This is a genomic window from Parachryseolinea silvisoli, assembly GCF_021190955.1.
GTDB lineage: Bacteria > Bacteroidota > Bacteroidia > Cytophagales > Cyclobacteriaceae > Ohtaekwangia > Ohtaekwangia silvisoli.
The window spans coordinates 841,267-857,886 of record NZ_JAIOAO010000003.1; the positions used below are offsets into that span (position 1 = coordinate 841,267).

At 55.1% G+C, this 16,620-nt stretch carries 8 protein-coding genes; all 8 read left to right on the forward strand.

Features of this window, described 5'->3' with window-relative positions; all coding sequences use genetic code 11:
• Positions 1 to 67: 67 nt before the first annotated feature.
• The 8 genes from K7P01_RS20510 (at position 68) to K7P01_RS20545 (ending at position 16,618) form a co-directional block, all read left to right on the forward strand.
• Positions 68 to 3,382 (forward strand): VCBS repeat-containing protein, encoded by a 3,315-nt coding sequence (locus K7P01_RS20510; RefSeq protein WP_267296450.1) that lies wholly within the window; start codon positions 68 to 70, stop codon positions 3,380 to 3,382.
• 6 nt (positions 3,383 to 3,388) lie between these two features.
• Positions 3,389 to 6,739, forward strand: coding sequence for a VCBS repeat-containing protein (locus K7P01_RS20515; protein WP_267296451.1), 3,351 nt, complete (start codon positions 3,389 to 3,391; stop codon positions 6,737 to 6,739).
• Between the two features lie 167 nt (positions 6,740 to 6,906).
• Positions 6,907 to 7,887, forward strand: a complete 981-nt coding sequence (locus K7P01_RS20520; RefSeq protein WP_267296452.1) for a FecR family protein — start codon at positions 6,907 to 6,909, stop codon at positions 7,885 to 7,887.
• Between the two features lie 51 nt (positions 7,888 to 7,938).
• A complete protein-coding gene (locus K7P01_RS20525; RefSeq protein ID WP_267296453.1) occupies positions 7,939 to 11,523 on the forward strand; it encodes a SusC/RagA family TonB-linked outer membrane protein in 3,585 nt (1,194 codons plus the stop codon).
• Positions 11,524 to 11,535: 12 nt separating this feature from the next.
• Entirely contained in the window at positions 11,536 to 13,011 is a 1,476-nt protein-coding gene (locus tag K7P01_RS20530; protein ID WP_267296454.1) for a RagB/SusD family nutrient uptake outer membrane protein, read from the forward strand.
• A gap of 5 nt (positions 13,012 to 13,016) precedes the next feature.
• Positions 13,017 to 13,901 carry a zinc-binding metallopeptidase gene (locus K7P01_RS20535; RefSeq protein WP_267296455.1) on the forward strand — a complete coding sequence of 295 codons (885 nt, stop codon included), beginning with the start codon at positions 13,017 to 13,019 and terminating at the stop codon, positions 13,899 to 13,901.
• Between the two features lie 29 nt (positions 13,902 to 13,930).
• Positions 13,931 to 15,244 carry a DUF4302 domain-containing protein gene (locus K7P01_RS20540; RefSeq protein WP_267296456.1) on the forward strand — a complete coding sequence of 438 codons (1,314 nt, stop codon included), beginning with the start codon at positions 13,931 to 13,933 and terminating at the stop codon, positions 15,242 to 15,244.
• Between the two features lie 21 nt (positions 15,245 to 15,265).
• On the forward strand, positions 15,266 to 16,618 hold the full coding sequence (locus K7P01_RS20545; protein WP_267296457.1) for a DUF4302 domain-containing protein: 1,353 nt from the start codon (positions 15,266 to 15,268) through the stop codon (positions 16,616 to 16,618).
• Positions 16,619 to 16,620 lie beyond the last annotated feature (2 nt).

Consider the following 16,620-nt stretch of genomic DNA (forward strand, 5'->3'; position numbering starts at 1 on the left):
GAAGGCACGTCGTAGTTTACAGCGTGCCTTCTTTTTTTATTTTTAGGATCGTATGCGTATAATGTTCATGTGGAGATATTTCCTGCTGTGTTTATTTGTTGTCAGCGCCTGTAAGAAAGACGATGTGTCGGCTCCGGCCGTCAACCGGAATACGTTGTTTACCCGGTTGACCGCGGAACAGACGGGTATCGATTTTACGAATGACCTGAAGATCGATCCCGACTTCGACGTTTTTCGCTATCGCAATTTTTATAACGGTGGGGGTGTAGGCATTGGCGACATCAACAACGACGGGCTGCCCGATGTATACCTCACCTCCAATATGGGCGACAACAAGCTCTTCCTCAACAAAGGCAGCTGGAAGTTTGAAGACATTACGGAAAAGGCCGGCGTGAAGGGGATGAAGGTGTGGTCCACAGGCGTCAGCATGGTCGACATCAACAACGATGGGCTGCTGGATATTTATGTCTGCAATGCGGGCGACGTGAAAGGAGGCAACCGCGACAACGAGCTTTTTATCAACAACGGCGACCTGACCTTTACCGAGCGGGCGGCGGCCTACGGCCTGGCGGACCGCGGGTTTTCCACGCACGCTGCGTTTTTTGACTACGACAAAGATGGAGATCTCGACTGTTATGTGTTGAACAATTCTTATCGCCCTGTATCGACGCTAGGCTATCGCAACCTGCGGCACGAGCGCGACGAGTTTGGTGGGCACAAGCTCTACCGGAACGACGATGGCCACTATACCGACGTGAGTGAAGCCGCGGGTATTTACGGCAGTGTGATTGGCTTCGGGCTGGGTGTGACGGTAGGAGACGTCAATCAGGATAACTGGCCCGACCTGTATATCTCCAACGACTTTTACGAACGGGACTACCTGTACATCAACAACCACGACGGTACGTTTACCGAGTCGCTGGAATCGTACATGGGACACATCAGTATGTTTTCGATGGGCGCGGACTTTGCCGACCTGAACAACGACGGTTATCCCGAGATCTTTTCCACGGACATGCTACCGGAAGACGATGCCCGGGTGAAGACTATTTCGTCGTTCGAGACCTACGACGTATACAAGCTGCGCCTGAAGAACGGCTACTACCACCAGTATATGCGCAACATGTTGCATCTCAACAACCAGGATGGCACTTTTAGCGAGATCGGCCAGTTGGCCGGCGTCGCGGCAACCGACTGGAGCTGGGGCGCGCTGATCGTAGACTTCGACAACGACCGGCACAAGGAGATTTACGTCAGCAACGGGATTTACCGTGATCTGACCAACCTGGACTTTATCGACTTCCTGGGCAGCAGCGAACAGATGCAGGCGGCGATCGAAGGCAAGAAGGTGGACTTCAATGCTTTTATCGAACGAATGCCCTCGGTGCCGCAGCCCAACTATATGTTTACATTGACCGACACGGCGTGGCAATACAAGAATGTGTCGCATGCGTGGGGGCTGGACGACCCCGGGTTTTCCAACGGGGCGGCGTATGGCGACCTCGACAACGACGGTGACCTGGACCTGGTCGTCAACAACGTCAACGCGCCGGTGTTTGTGTATCGCAACCAAACCCATGAACGTGGTAAGACGCATTCTTTGTCGCTCTCCTTTAAGGGTACGGAAAAGAATACGTTTGGGCTGGGTGCGTGTGTGAAAGCTTTTCAGGGTGGCGAAGTGCTATTATTGGACCATATGCCCATTCGGGGCTTTCAGTCGAGTATGGATTATCGCCTGGTGTTGGGAGTCGGAGAGGCGAAGCAGGTGGATAGCCTGGTGGTGATGTGGCCGGATGGGTTGGTGGAGATCCGTACGGATGTCCCCGTGGATCAACACCTGGTATTCGATCATGCGCAGGCTAAGCCTTTGGCCGTAAGACCGGCTGCACCGCTCAGGCCGCTGCTGCAGCCGGTTACGCGCACGATGATCGCGCATCAGGAAAATGACTACAACGACTTTGATCGCGACCGTTTACTGTATCACATGCTTTCCACGCAAGGGCCGGCCTTTGCCGCGGCAGATCTTACCGGCGACGGACTGGATGATATCTTTGTAGGCGGTTCGGTGGGGAGCCCTTCGGCGCTCTACATCCAACGGCCGGGGCAGACGTTCACATCGGTGCCTGGGAGATTGTTCGATGCGGATTCGCTGGCCGAGTGTGTCGACGCCGTGTTCTTCGATGCGGACGGCGATCGCGACCTGGACCTGTACATGGTGACGGGCGGCGCAGAGCATACTACACAATCGGCTGAAAGTACGGATCGTCTTTATGAGAACAAGGGCGTACGCGGCGGTATGCCCGTATTTGAAAGGACGACAGGCCGGATCCCGATGGCATACCAGAGCGGCAGCTGTGTGCGTCCGGCCGATGTAGATGGTGATGGTGATCTTGACCTCTTTGTTGGCACCCGGGTGATGCCGACGTATTATGGCATGCCCTGTGATCAGTTCCTGTTGATGAACGACGGCAAGGGTACCTTTACCGATGCCACGGCAGCCTACGCGCCGGCACTGAAGCACCTGGGCATGGTCACGGACGCGGTATGGTTTGACGATGACAAAGATGGTTTTCCGGACTTGCTCGTAACAGGCGAGTGGATGCCGGTCACCCTCTTCCGGAATAACGGCAAACAACTGACGCGGGTGACGAACGCGCCTGGCCTTGCCAACACACAAGGATGGTGGAACCGGGTGGAAGCCGCCGACCTGGATGGCGACGGTGATACCGATTTTGTGTTGGGCAACCTGGGCCTGAACTCCAAATTTAAACCGACGGCAACGTCGCCCATTACCCTTTACGTAAACGACTTTGATCAGAACGGTTCGGTGGAGCCTGTGTTTGCGTTCCGGCGTGAAGGCGAAGACTTCCCGATGGCGATGCGCCAGGATCTGATCAAACAAATGAGCTCGCTCAAAAAGAAATTCCTATACTACCAGGACTATGCCGGCAAGTCTGTGTCCGACATCTTTGATGCCAAATTGCTGGAGCGGTCCACGGTGCTGAAGTTTTATGAACCGCGCACCAGCGTGTTGCTGAACGACGGAGCGAAAGGCTTCCGGTTACAGGCACTGCCGGTAGCGGCACAGGTGTCGCCGGTATACGGTATCGCGGTGACTGATGTGAACGGTGACGGTACACGGGATATCGTGCTGGGCGGGAACCTGTTTGCCGTAAAGCCTGAGGCGGGTCGATACGATGCGTTGCACGGGTTGGTGTTGACGGGGGATGGCAAGGGCGGCTTTACAGCACTATCATCCGTTGCGTCGGGATTAAACATGCCGGGCGAAGTGCGGCATGTGCGTGTGCTGAACGCGCGTGGTAAAAAGCTTCTGGTCTTTGCCCGCAACAACGATACCCTTCAATTTTATACGCTACGTTAATTTCCGATGAAACGATTCTATATCCCTTATTTGTTTTTGTTTGGCCTCTGCCTTTTGGCGGGATGCTCGTCGGACGGTAACAAACGCTTTCGCCAGGTGCCGTCGGGCGAATCGGGCATTACCTTCCGGAACACGCTGACCGAAAGCGTGGAGTTCAACATCTTTAACTACATGTACTTTTACAATGGCGGCGGGGTGGCCACGGGCGATCTGAACGGAGACTCGCTGCCGGATATATACTTTACGTCGAACCAGGAGTCTAATAAGCTGTACCTCAACAAAGGTAATTTGAAGTTTGACGATATTACCGACGTGGCCGGTGTGGCGGGTTTCCAGGGATGGACAACGGGCGTGACCATGGCCGATGTAAACGGCGACGGCCGGCTGGATATCTATGTCAGCAACCTGGGCGATTACCTGATCTACAAAGGCAAGAACCAGCTGTTTATCAACGAAGGCAACGACGAAAACGGCGTGCCGGTCTTTCAGGATCGCGCGATGGAGTATGGTCTTGACCTGGTGGGCTTTTCCACACAGGCATCCTTTTTTGATTATGATCGCGACGGCGATCTGGATATGTTTATGCTCAACCACTCGCTGCACCAGAATGGTACGTTTGGTAAGTCTGCCTTGCGACAGGTGCCCCATCCGCTGGCAGGCGACAAGCTGCTGCGCAATGAGCAAGGACATTTTGTGGACGTAACGCAAGCGAGTGGCATCTATAGTTCGGTGTTAGGCTATGGATTAGGGGTGGTGGTGAGTGACGTTAACCTCGACGGCTGGCCGGATATCTATGTGGGCAATGACTTTCACGAGAACGATTACCTGTATATTAACCAGGGGGACGGCACCTTCCGGGAGACATTGGAAGCTTCGATGGCGCATACCAGCCGGTATACCATGGGCGTTGACTTTGCAGACTTTAATGACGACGGCTTTCCGGATCTGATTGCCATGGATATGTTAGCGGAAGATCCGAAGATATTAAAATCTTCGCAGGCGGAAGATACCTATGACGTGTATAATTTCAAGATCAACTTTGGGTATAATCATCAGTTTTCGCGGAACACGTTGCAGCTGAATAACCAGGATGGCACGTTTAGCGAGATGGCGTTGCTGGCCGGCGTGGCAGCGACGGATTGGAGCTGGTCGTCGCTGTTTGCGGACTTCGACCTGGACGGGCGTAAGGACATCTTTATCTCCAATGGCATTTACCGACGCTCCAACGACCTGGACTATATCAATTTTATCTCGGCGGATACGGTGCAGCGGAAGATTGGGACGGAGACGATGACCGAAAAAGAGATGGTATACATCGACAAGATGCCCAAGATCAAGCTGGCGAACTACCTCTTTCAGAACAACGGTGACTCGACCTTTACCAACCGTGCGCCAGAGTGGGGATTGGAAGTGCCATCCTATGGCAACGGTGCCGCGTATGTCGACCTGGACAACGATGGCGACCTGGACATCGTCGTGAATAATCTGGAAGACGAAGCTTCGGTGTATGAGAACCGGACGTTGAGCGCAAAGCCCTCGGACAACGCGGTGAAGCTGCCGGGGTATTTACAATTTATACTGAAGGGGCGTGGGGGCAACACGCACGGGGTAGGCGCCCGGGTATTTGTGTATCGTCCCGGGGGGCTGCAAGTGCAGGAGTGTATGCCTACGCGTGGTTATCAGAGCGCTGTAGATCCGCGGATTACGTTCGGGTTGGGCGACGCTGCACGGGTGGACTCGGTTACGGTGGTTTGGAACAGCGGCGCTTTTCAGACGCTGCGGCAGGTACATGCCAACCAACGCATCATCGTGGAGGAGCAGCAGGCAACGGGCACATTTGATTATGGACCCTTCCATCGTCCCGCGCCCGTATTTCAGCGTTCGACGGATACGCTGGCGCTGTCGTACCGACATAAGGAGAATAAGTTTGTCGAGTTTAACCGCGAAGCATTGATTCCGCACATGCAGTCGGCCGAGGGGCCGGCCGTAGCGGTAGGTGATCTGGATGGTGACGGCCGCGAAGACATTTTTCTGGGTGGCGCCAAGTGGGTCGCCGGGCAGACGTTTCTACAAACGCCCAACGGCACATTCCGGGAGCTGGCGCAACCCGCGCTGGCCGTAGATAGTACGAGTGAGGATGTCGATGCGATTATGTTTGATGCCGATGGCGATGGCGATCGTGACCTGTTGGTCGTGAGCGGTGGTAATGAATTTGCCAACAACTCGCCTCACCGGTGCCCCCGCTTGTATCTGAACGATGGGAAAGGGAATCTGGTGCGGTCGAAAGGTTTGCCCGCGCTGTTTCTTACCGGCGCGTGTGCGCGTGCGTCGGATATAGACGGCGATGGTGATCAGGATCTCTTTATCGGGGCCCGCACAACGGTGTGGCACTACGGTATTCGCCCCGACAGCTATCTGCTGCGCAACGATGGTAAAGGTAACTTTACGGATGTTACAGACGCCGTCGCGCCGTCGTTGAAGGCGTTCGGATTTGTGAAGCAGGCCGCGTGGGCGGATATGAATGGCGATGGTACACAAGACCTCGTCGTAGCCGCCGAGTGGGCGCCGGTGACGATTCTCCTGAACCGGGGTGGAAAGCTGGCCCCGTTGGCGCTGGAAGGCTCCGGGTTAGAGCATACCGCGGGATGGTGGAATATTTTACAACCGGCGGACTTTGACGGCGACGGCGATCTTGACCTGGTCGGCGGCAATTTGGGATTAAACTCCCGGCTGCATGCTTCCGTGCAGGAGCCGGTTCAGCTATACGTGGCGGACTTTGACAAGAACGACAGCACGGACCAGGTGTTGACGCACTATATACATGGTAAAGAATATTCATTCCACACGCGCGACGAGATGACCAAGCAGATGCCTTATCTGAAGAAGCGGTATCTCTCGTACCATCGTTTCGCAGACGCTTCGATCGAAGAGATGTTTGGCCGGGAGGCGCTGGACAAAGCGGAGCATTATACCGCCTATACCTTTACCAGCTCCTATATTGAAAACATCGGGCAAGGTAAGTTCCGTGTACGGGCCTTGCCGACGGCGGCACAGCTCTCGCCTGTTGAGGCGATCTTGCCGGGCGACTATACGGGGGATGGCAAGCTGGATATTTTGCTGGCGGGTAATTTTTATCCCATCAACATTCAGATGGGGCGGTACGACGCGAGCTATGGTTTGCTGCTGAAGGGCGATGGTAAGGGCAACTTTACGGCCATGCCTTCGTGCCAGTCGGGCTTTTGTGTAAAAGGGGAGACCCGGCAGTTGCGGGCGTTGCAGGTAGGGCGCACGGTGTATTATCTGGCGGTGCGGAACAACGATACAGCGGAAGCGTTTACCGTAAAGGGCCACCCCTGATCGTGGGAGTTGAGTCTCAGGAAACGATTGAATCTCCTGTTTTGGGCTGAATAACCTGATTTTAATTCCAGTGATCATTGGGTTGCTGGAATTTTATTTTAAAAAACTTCAGAATTCTTTAGTGGGGTGGGGTTGGTTTATTTGTCTTAGGGGGCAAATATCTAACCATGCGTGTTGACGAGGAGTATCTCCGCGCGATCGTGCAGTATCTGAACGATCCCGAGAACGTTGTGGCCAGGGAAGCAATGGAGTCTATGCGTGGGCAATCGCCCGGGCACGAAGCCTTTTATCAGGAAATATACTTTTTATGGACCTCGTCAACGGAGGTGCGCGCACTGGACGTGTTGCCGGTGCGTGAGGCTACGGCGCGTCTATCGGCACGGTTGAAGGCGCACCCGCGTTACACGCCGTCTGCGCGGCAAGTGTCGATGTGGGGCTGGGCCCTGCGGGCTGCGGCGGTGCTGGCGGTCGGTGTTGGCGCCTGGTGGTGGTACGCGTCTACGCGCGTGTCGTACATCACACGTGTGACAACGGTGGGTATGACAGACTCGGTACGCCTGGCGGACGCCTCGCGGATCTTTCTCGATGCGAATACGACGGTGCGGTATCCCGACCGCATTACAGGCGATGCCCGCACGGTATACCTCGACCGGGGCAATGCTTTCTTTTCCGTGTCACATGACCCCGAGCGGCCGTTCACGGTGCAACTGGACGGCTCCAGTGTGACTGTTCTGGGCACGAGCTTTAACATTGAAGCGACGGCCGAGCAGGTATATGTCAGCGTGCGCACCGGTACCGTACGATTTACCGCCGGCAACGCGGCGTCTATTTTGCAAGCAGGCGACGGTGCGATCTACCACCGGGGGACGCGAACGCTGCAAGCCGTGGATGCCACCAACCGCAATGCCGACGCGTGGATTACCCACGAGCTTCGCTTTGTCGATGCCTCGCTGCAAGAGGTGCTCACCTCACTCGAAGACTACTATCACGTGCAGATCAGCCTGAAAGATTCCATTGCCAATTTCCGCAAGTTCAATGCGAGCTTCCGGAACAACCGGCTGGACGAAGTGCTCGATGTGTTGGAGGCAACCTACCCGATTGCCGTCGAATATACCGAGGCGCGCGTCGTCATTCGGAATCTTCCCTGATGCTGCCCTACGACTTTACAGAGCCCATCCAAATCTTTAATCTCTTTCACTATGTATGAAAATCTCTACCGGAGAAAGTCACACCCATTCTACTTACTCCTGCTGCTGACAGTCCTTTGGCTGCCGGCTCCGTTGCAGGCCAGCCTGGGCCAGCCCCGGGTGGAAACGCTGGAGGCGTTTCTCAAACGCCTGGAAGCGCAACACCACGTCAGTTTTGTATACGACGCCAGCGAGATCAATCGCGGGCTGCAAATTGAAAGCGACCCCGCGGGGTCGTTGGAGACATCGTTGCGTGCGCTGTATAGCAAAGGCATTATCTATAAGATCGTGGGCGACCAGGTAATTCTGCAACGCTCGAAGGCGGTGGAAGATCAGTCCGTGCGCGGCACGATCACCGAGGTGATGGGCGGCAAACGCTCGGTAATGGTGGGCGTGTCGGTTGTGGAAAAAGGTACTACAAACGGTACGATCACAGACGTGAACGGGGCGTTTCAACTGCTGGTGAAAGACGATGCCGTGCTCGTGATCTCCATGATTGGTTATACCACGCAGGAGATACCCGTTGCGGGCCGCACCACGGTGGATGTCACGCTGCAAGAGGATGTGAACGTGCTGGGCGAAGTAGTGGTGACCGGCTACCAGGATGTCGACAAGAAGCTCTTTACGGGCTCCACGGTAAACCTGAAGGGCGCTGATGTGAAGCAGGACGGTATCAATGACGTGAGCCGGATGCTGGCGGGGCGTGCGGCGGGTGTATCGGTGCAGAACGTATCGGGTACTTTTGGTACGGCGCCCAAAATTCGGATCCGCGGCGCCACGTCCATTACAGGCGACAATAAGCCGCTGTGGGTGGTGGACGGTGTGATCCTGGAGGATGTTGTGAACATCTCGAACGAACAGCTCTCGACCGGTGATACCAAGACGCTGATCGGCTCCTCGGTGGCGGGGTTGAACCCGGACGATATTGAAAGCTTTCAGATCCTCAAAGACGCCTCGGCCACGGCCATGTACGGCGCACGGGCGATGAACGGTGTGATCGTGATCACCACCAAGAAAGGTCGCATCGGCAAGCCGCTGGTATCGTATACCGGTAACTTCTCGACCTACCTCAAGCCGTCGTATAACACCTTTAACATTATGAACTCGGCCGACCAGATGGCGATGTATGCCGAGCTGGAGGATAAAGGCTGGGAGCTGTTTGGTAACAGCAAACGCATGGCGAGCGGCGGGGTATACGTGAAGATGTATGACCTGATCGACTCGTATAATGCCGAAGCGGGCGCGTTTGGCCTGGCCAATACACCGGAGGCGAAAGCTGCGTTTCTGAAACGTTACGGTCGTGAGAACACCGACTGGTTTGATGTGCTGTTCCGCAACTCGTTTATGCAGGAGCATTCGCTGAGTATCTCGTCGGGTACGGAGAAGTCGCAGCTGTACTTCTCGTCATCCTTTCTGAAAGATGAAGGATGGACGATTGGCGATAACGTAAAACGTTTTACGGGAAACGCGCGTGCGAATTTTAATATTACCGATCGCCTGAGCATCGGGCTGATCACGCAGGGCTCCATCCGCGACCAACGGGCACCCGGTACCGTGACGCGTCGCAGCAACCCCGTAGAAGGTAAATACGACCGCGACTTTGATATCAACCCCTTCAGCTATGCGCTGAATACCAGCCGTACGCTGACCCCGGTGGATGAGAATGGCAACCTGGAGTTCTTTAAACGCAATTTTGCGCCCTTCAACATCATTCACGAGCTGGCTAACAATACGCTCGACTTATCGATGATCGATTTGAAGCTGCAAGGCGATGTGGCGTATAAGATCACACCTTCTCTGAAATATACTTTCCTTGGAGCGTTGCGGTATGCAAAGACGAACCAGGAGCACAAGGTATACGAGCATTCCAACATGGCAGAAGCCTATCGGGCCGATGGCGATGCGACGATCCGTGCAAGCAATCGCTTCTTGTATACGAACCCGGATGATCCGGAGGCGGAGCCGGTTGTGGTGTTGCCCTACGGTGGTTTTTACAATACCGTCGATGACTTCCTGGTGAGCTATAATCTGCGCAACACACTCGAGTGGAATAAGACCCTTCACGATACACACATCGTGCGTTTGTTTGCCTCACAGGAATTGCGGTATGCGGACCGGCAGAACAAGTTCTTTTATGGGTACGGCTACCAGTTCGACAAGGGTGGTGTGCCGTATGTCGATCCGAATATCATCAAGCAGGTGGTGGAAGGGAATTTTGACTTCTACGGCATGAGCATGAACTACGACCGCTTCCTGGCGGGCATGATCAACGGTGCCTATTCGTACCGGGGTAAGTATAATGCTAACGCGACATTGCGCTATGACGGTTCCAACCGTTTGGGTAAGGCCCGCAATGCGCGTTGGCTGCCTACCTGGAACATCAGCGGGTCGTGGAACGTCGACACGGAAAACTTTATGCAGCAACAGCGGCTGATCGACCGGCTCACGGTGCGCGCGACGTATGGCCTGACGGCCAGTATGGGCGCGGCGACAAACTCGAGCCTCGTGTTGCTGACCAATAAAGCCACGCGGCCGTATTTGCCGGAGCTGGAATCCGTTACGAACATTCAATACCTCGAAAACAAAGACCTGACGTGGGAGAAACAATACGAGACGAACATCGGCGTCGACGCCGGGTTGTTGAACGAGCGGCTTACTGTTACGGTCGACTGGTATAACCGCGACGGCTTCGACCTGATCAGCCCGATGCGCACGGCGGGGATTGGCGGCGAGTTTATCAAGCTGGCCAACTATGCGGACATGCGTTCGCGCGGGATCGAGCTTACCGTAGGCGCTACGCTCGTGAATCATGATCGCTGGGGCTGGAAGACGCAGGTGACCTATGCACACAATACCAATCGCGTGACCAACCTGAAGAGCAATCCGAGCATTTGGGAGCTGGTGTCTTCGGACGGTGGTCCGAAGGAAGGTTATCCATACCGCGGCTTATTCTCGGTGGACTTCCGGGGGCTGGATGCAGAGACCGGTAGCCCGTACTTCATCAATGAAACAGGCGAACAGGGTGGGCAGGTGTTTCTGCAAAGTGATAAGACCGGGCACCTGGTGTACGCGGGACCCGTTGATCCGACGACGACCGGTGGTTTTTACAACGCCTTCCGCTATGGCAACTTCACTTTGTCGGCGCTGGTGACCTTTAGCGCCGGGAACAAGATCCGGCTTAATCCAGCCTTCAATAGCAGCTATACCGACCTGGATGCTACTCCCAAGGAATTCCTGAACCGGTGGATGACGAGCGGTGATGAGCAGTATACGCAGATCCCGTCCATCCTGGATAGCCGTACGGCGGGTACGTTGGGTGGCTTTAATCCGTACGCGGTGTATAACTATTCGGATGTACGCATTGCCGATGGTGGCTTTGTGCGGCTCAAGCAGGTGTCGCTGAGCTATACCGTGCCGGCGCCGTGGGTCTCGGCGATGCGCGCGACCAACGTGTCGGTCAGCCTGGTCGCGAACAATCCCTTGCTGCTGTATTCCGATAAGCGCCTGAAAGGGCAGGACCCCGAGTTCTTTTCCTCGGGGGGTGTGGCGCTGCCGATCCCGCAACAATATACTTTATCTCTGAAAGCCGGTTTTTAACACAACGATATCATGAAGACGAAGCTCTTTTTTATTCTGCCGGTGCTCGCCCTGATGGCGGGTTGCAGCGATTACCTCGAACACTTGCCCGACCAGCGCACGGAGCTCAATACACCGGAGAAGGTGGCGGAGCTGGTAGCGACGGCCTATCCAAGGGCCAATTATATTACTTTCCTGGAAGCGATGTCCGACAATGCCGAAGACAAAGCGTTGAGCGGGGGCGAGCTTATTAACCGCGAGCCCTGGTTCTTTAACGATGTGCCCGACCGGAACGAGGATACACCCGACTTCTATTGGTTTGCAGCCTATACGGCGATTGCCGCGGCGAACCACGCGCTGGAAGCGATTGCGCAAGCTTCGAATCCGGAAGATTATCAGGCCTCCAAAGGCGAGGCCCTGGTGGCGCGGGCCTATACACACTTTATGCTGGTGACATTCTTCTCGCGTGCGTATGCTCCGGCCACGGCGACTACCGACCCGGGCATACCGTACGTAACAACGCCGGAGAAGGAAGTAAACAAACCTTATGTGCGTGGCACCGTGGCATCGGTGTATGAACAGATCGAGCAAGACCTGCTGGCCGGGATACCGCTGCTGGACAATATGTCCTACAAGGAAGGTGCGGGCAAGTATCACTTCACCACGTCGGCGGCACACGCTTTTGCCACACGGTTCTACCTGTTTAAGCAGGACTATGCGAAGGTGGTGGAGCATGCGAACCTCGCGTTCCCCGGCGGGGCGATCGTGCCGAGTCTGCGTCCGATTAATTCGGCTGCGTACCGTGCGTTGGAGCCTGCGGTGAAGCTGGCCGAGTATACCAAGGCGGATGTACCGGCAAACCTGTTGCTGGTGGAGACACCATCGCTTTGGGGGCGAAGCCTGCGCGGCTACCGGTATGGGTTTAGCTCACACATGCTGCGCACTTTTGTCTGGGATGGAAACGTCACGGGGGGTCTGTGGGGCTATATGTTTTATGGGACCGAAGAGACCCTGTTTACCCCGAAGTTCCGCGAGCACTTTGTCAAGGAAGATCCGAATGCCGACTTCGGTAGCCCGTACAACATGGTGCCCCTGTTGACAGCGGAAGAAGTACTTTTCAACCGGGCGGAAGCCAATGCACGCCTGGGGCAATACGATGCGGTGCTGCAAGACCTGAACGACTTTGCCAGTACCCGCATTATCGTGAACGATTATGATGCGCCGTATTACGATCCCGCGCGGCACGTCATTACGCGGCCGCGTGTGATGAGCTTTTACGCGACACAAGATTTGGAGGCGGCCCTGATCCATACCATCCTTGATTTTAAACGGGTGGAATTCCTCTGCGAGGGATTGCGCTGGTTTGATATTCTGCGGCACAGGCTGCCGGTGGTGCATACACCCTACAACCGCGAGAATATTGTCACCCTGGGGCCGAACGATCCGCGTCGCGTGATCCAGATCCCGCAGGAAGCGCAGATGGCCGGTCTTGAATTAAACCCCCGCTAAATCCTATGAATACGATCATGAATTATACTGCTATACAATGCGCATTCACACGCGGTGCCCGGGTGCTATGCCTGGCGCTGGTGTTTACGGTAGTGGGTTGCCAGGAAGAAGATGAAGACCTGGATGTTTCTTTTCTGGATCCGGCGCAGACCGAGCGCACGGCGATAGACCTGTGGCTACAAGATAATTATACGACACCGTACAACATTGCGGTGGATTATAAATGGACGCCGTTTGAGTTGCCGAACAACAAGGTGCTGGTGCCGGTGAAGGAGGACAAGGTGATCCCGGTGATGGACGTGATCCGCAAGACGTGGATCGAGCCGTATGTGGTCAAGGCCGGGGAAGTGTTTATGAAGACGCATGCCCCCAAGCAGTTTGTGCTGGTGGGAAGCGCCGAATACAACAACGACGGTACGATGGTGCTGGGAGAGGCCGAGTCGGGCCGCAAGGTGACACTCTTTGTGATCAACGATTTTCAGAAGACCAACGTGCCGGCTGTGAAACAAATGCTGCATACGATCCACCATGAGTTTGCTCACATTCTGCACCAGACCATTTTGTACCCGCGCGAGTTTAAGCAGGTGACACCGTCGGGCTATACGGCTACGTGGTACAACACGCCGGATGCAACGGCCTGGTCGCTGGGCTTTATTACGCCGTATGCGCGGGCGAGCACCGATGAGGACTTTGTGGAGATGATCTCGACGATGCTGGTGGAAGGTAAAGAAGGGTATGAGGCGATTGTAGGCAAGGCCTCGCCGGGTGCACAAGCGTTGCTGCGTCGGAAGGAAGCCTTTGTGGTGGCCTATTTCAAGGAGTCGTGGAATATCGATTTCTATGCGCTGCAGACGGCTACGCAGCAGGCCATTGCCGAGGCGACAAAATGATCAAACGGAGAGACGATATAAGACTATATATGAAAAAGATATTTTACTTCTTATTGGTTTTGTCGCTGACGGCCGGTTGCCGCGACGAAGACGACACCGCGTTGCTGGGGCGCCCGGAGGACCGGACGCGGGAAATGCTGGCGGCGTACCGTGCCCAGTTACTGGCCAGCCCGTATGGCTGGAAGGGGTATGTTTTCCCAGGGATGGGCGGCGGCTTTAGCTTCCTGTTCGAGTTCACGAACGAAGGACGGGTGACCATGCTGGCCGACATTAACCGCGACTGCGCTACGGAGCCATACGAGAGCTCGTTCCGCCTGGAAGCCGTGCAACGGCCTTCACTGTTTTTTGATACCTATTCGTATTTGCACATCCTGTCCGATCCGAATCCCGATACGTTGGGCGGTGTGTTAGGGCAGGGGCTGCTGTCGGATTTTGAGTTTGCATTTGAATCGACGCACGGCGATACGCTCTACCTGAAAGGCAATCAGCATGGCACGCCCCTGGTAATGATCAAAGCCACGCAAGCAGAGTCGGAAGAGTTTCACAACGGAGCGCTGGAGACGACGGCCAGCGCTGTGAACCAGTACAGCGAAGCCAACCCCTTTGTGTATATCCAATCCAACGATGGCAAACGGATCAATACGAGCTTTAACCTCGAGGCGAAGAAGTTCTCCCTGTCGTTTAAGCAAGGTGACACGCTCAACATCAGCACGGCGCCGTTTGGGTATACGCCCAGAGGCCTGTATTTACAGCGACCGCTGCAGTACCGGAATATTGTCTTTCAGGAAGTGTTTTTTGACGCTGTACAGCGTAGTTACTACATCCTTGTCAACGGCACGCGCACGGACCTGCGCGCATCGGCTGATCCCGTGTTGCCGCTGCATCTTTTCCTGGGAGTGGACTTCTCGGTGATCTCGGTACCGCCGAAACAGATCGACGGCTGGTCGCAGGCGTTTAAAACGATTGGCGATGCCATGGCCAACGCGTTGTTGAATGCGGGGCTGGGACTGAGCTATATGGAGCTTGCCTTTAATGCCGAGAATCACACTATGGCCTTTAATGTATACTTCAGGGACATGTCCACGGGAGACTACTACGTGGCGCAATATCCCTATGCTTACACCAAGTCCGCAGATGGTGTATTTAAGTTCACGCCGTATGACGAGGCCAACGGCAATGCCGAATATCTCCGGCCCGTGACAACACCGTTGCTGTTTTATTTTGAGAACTATCGCTTCCGCATGGAGTATCTCAAGACCGAAAAGGGTTACGTAGGGCAGCTGAAATGCCTGGAGAACCCTTCGATGTATTTCTCTGGAAACTTTGGAAGCGCCTTTAATTAACGAACCTCTATGTACACGGATATGAATTTTATTTTCTCCATTCTCCGGACGCCGGCGCGCCGCCTGGCTGTTGGATTGTTGGTGGCCGCCTCACTGGCGTCGTGTCACAACGATGAGGAACTGACGATTCCGGTGACACCGTCGTATAGCGACCCGAATGAAAGCCTGACGGCGTTCAAACAACAGCTGGAGGCTGCACCTCAGGGCTGGGAGGCCACGTTGCGACCACAGACTGGTAAAGTATATACGCTGTTTATGACCCTTCGCGGGGGTGAAGTGACGCTGTATGCTGACACGGATACGACGGCTGCGCAAACGCCGAGCCGTACGCCCTACGTGGTGGAGCTTACGCAGACCGTAAATCCCACGTTGGTATTTGCCGACGGCTCAAACCTGGCCCGTGTGCCCGGCGGTGGAACAAACCCCGGGGTAGACAAGGCCTACAGCTATACATTTATGAGAGGGGATACGCTCTACCTGCGCGGCAATCAATATGGTGATGAGCTGCGCCTGGTGAAAGCCAGCACCGAGACGCGTGCCGCGTATGAAGGACGGGCGCTGCGTAATGCCATGAAGGCGGTGTCGGGGTATTTGGCTACGGTGCATTACTTGTACCTGCAGCCTTCGCCTGACCTGCTGATTCAGTTCGCCGTGAATCCGGCGACGCGTGGCCTATATATCACGTATCTGAACGACGGCGTGAAGTTCTTTGGGAGCGACTATGCGTATGCGCCCGAAGGGATGCGCTTGAAGAGTCCGTTGCACGTGGCGGGTAACACCCTGCAAGAAATTACGTGGCATGTGGACACCAAGCAATTGTCGGTAGTGTACAATGGTGTGGAACAGAACTTGCAAAAAGCCAATATTCCGGTGATTCCGTTGCATTACCTGTTGGGCACGGAATATCCTCCCGGTGCTGCCTTTCCCTCGCCGGAGGTGCGATCGCTGCCGGGCTGGTCGTCTAAGTTCCGTGCTTTGTGGATGAAGGACGATAGTGGTGCTTTAGAACATGATTACAGTTTGATCTATGTCGTGCCGGACATTCACATCGAAAACAACACCATGGAATTGTATGTGTACTATGTAAACCCGGAGGGCGGCTACCTCTATGGTAAGATGCAATATGCCTATACTAAAACGACTGACGGCGTATTCGACTTCACATTTACAGGCATACGCGATGACGAGGATGGTGATGCCGCGCGTGCGATCCAGCCGTACATCCCGACAATCCTGGGCGTGTTGGAGAACAATCGCTTTCGCATCGAGTTTTTTGACGCGACGGCATATGTAGAACTGGGCGGCGCGATTCCGCAGTTTATCAGCGTAGACGATCCGGAGCTGTATTTCACAGGGCTCTGGTTTACACGATAAAA

What these genes read in the sequence shown, in the direction of transcription:
- K7P01_RS20540 (WP_267296456.1), top strand. Translation starts at nt 13,931, where the DNA reads ATGAAAAAGATATTTTACTTCTTATTGGTTTTGTCGCTGACGGCCGGT.
- K7P01_RS20510 (WP_267296450.1), top strand. Translation starts at nt 68, where the DNA reads ATGTGGAGATATTTCCTGCTGTGTTTATTTGTTGTCAGCGCCTGTAAG.
- K7P01_RS20525 (WP_267296453.1), top strand. Translation starts at nt 7,939, where the DNA reads ATGTATGAAAATCTCTACCGGAGAAAGTCACACCCATTCTACTTACTC.
- K7P01_RS20535 (WP_267296455.1), top strand. Translation starts at nt 13,017, where the DNA reads ATGAATACGATCATGAATTATACTGCTATACAATGCGCATTCACACGC.
- K7P01_RS20520 (WP_267296452.1), top strand. Translation starts at nt 6,907, where the DNA reads ATGCGTGTTGACGAGGAGTATCTCCGCGCGATCGTGCAGTATCTGAAC.
- K7P01_RS20530 (WP_267296454.1), top strand. Translation starts at nt 11,536, where the DNA reads ATGAAGACGAAGCTCTTTTTTATTCTGCCGGTGCTCGCCCTGATGGCG.
- K7P01_RS20545 (WP_267296457.1), top strand. Translation starts at nt 15,266, where the DNA reads ATGAATTTTATTTTCTCCATTCTCCGGACGCCGGCGCGCCGCCTGGCT.
- K7P01_RS20515 (WP_267296451.1), top strand. Translation starts at nt 3,389, where the DNA reads ATGAAACGATTCTATATCCCTTATTTGTTTTTGTTTGGCCTCTGCCTT.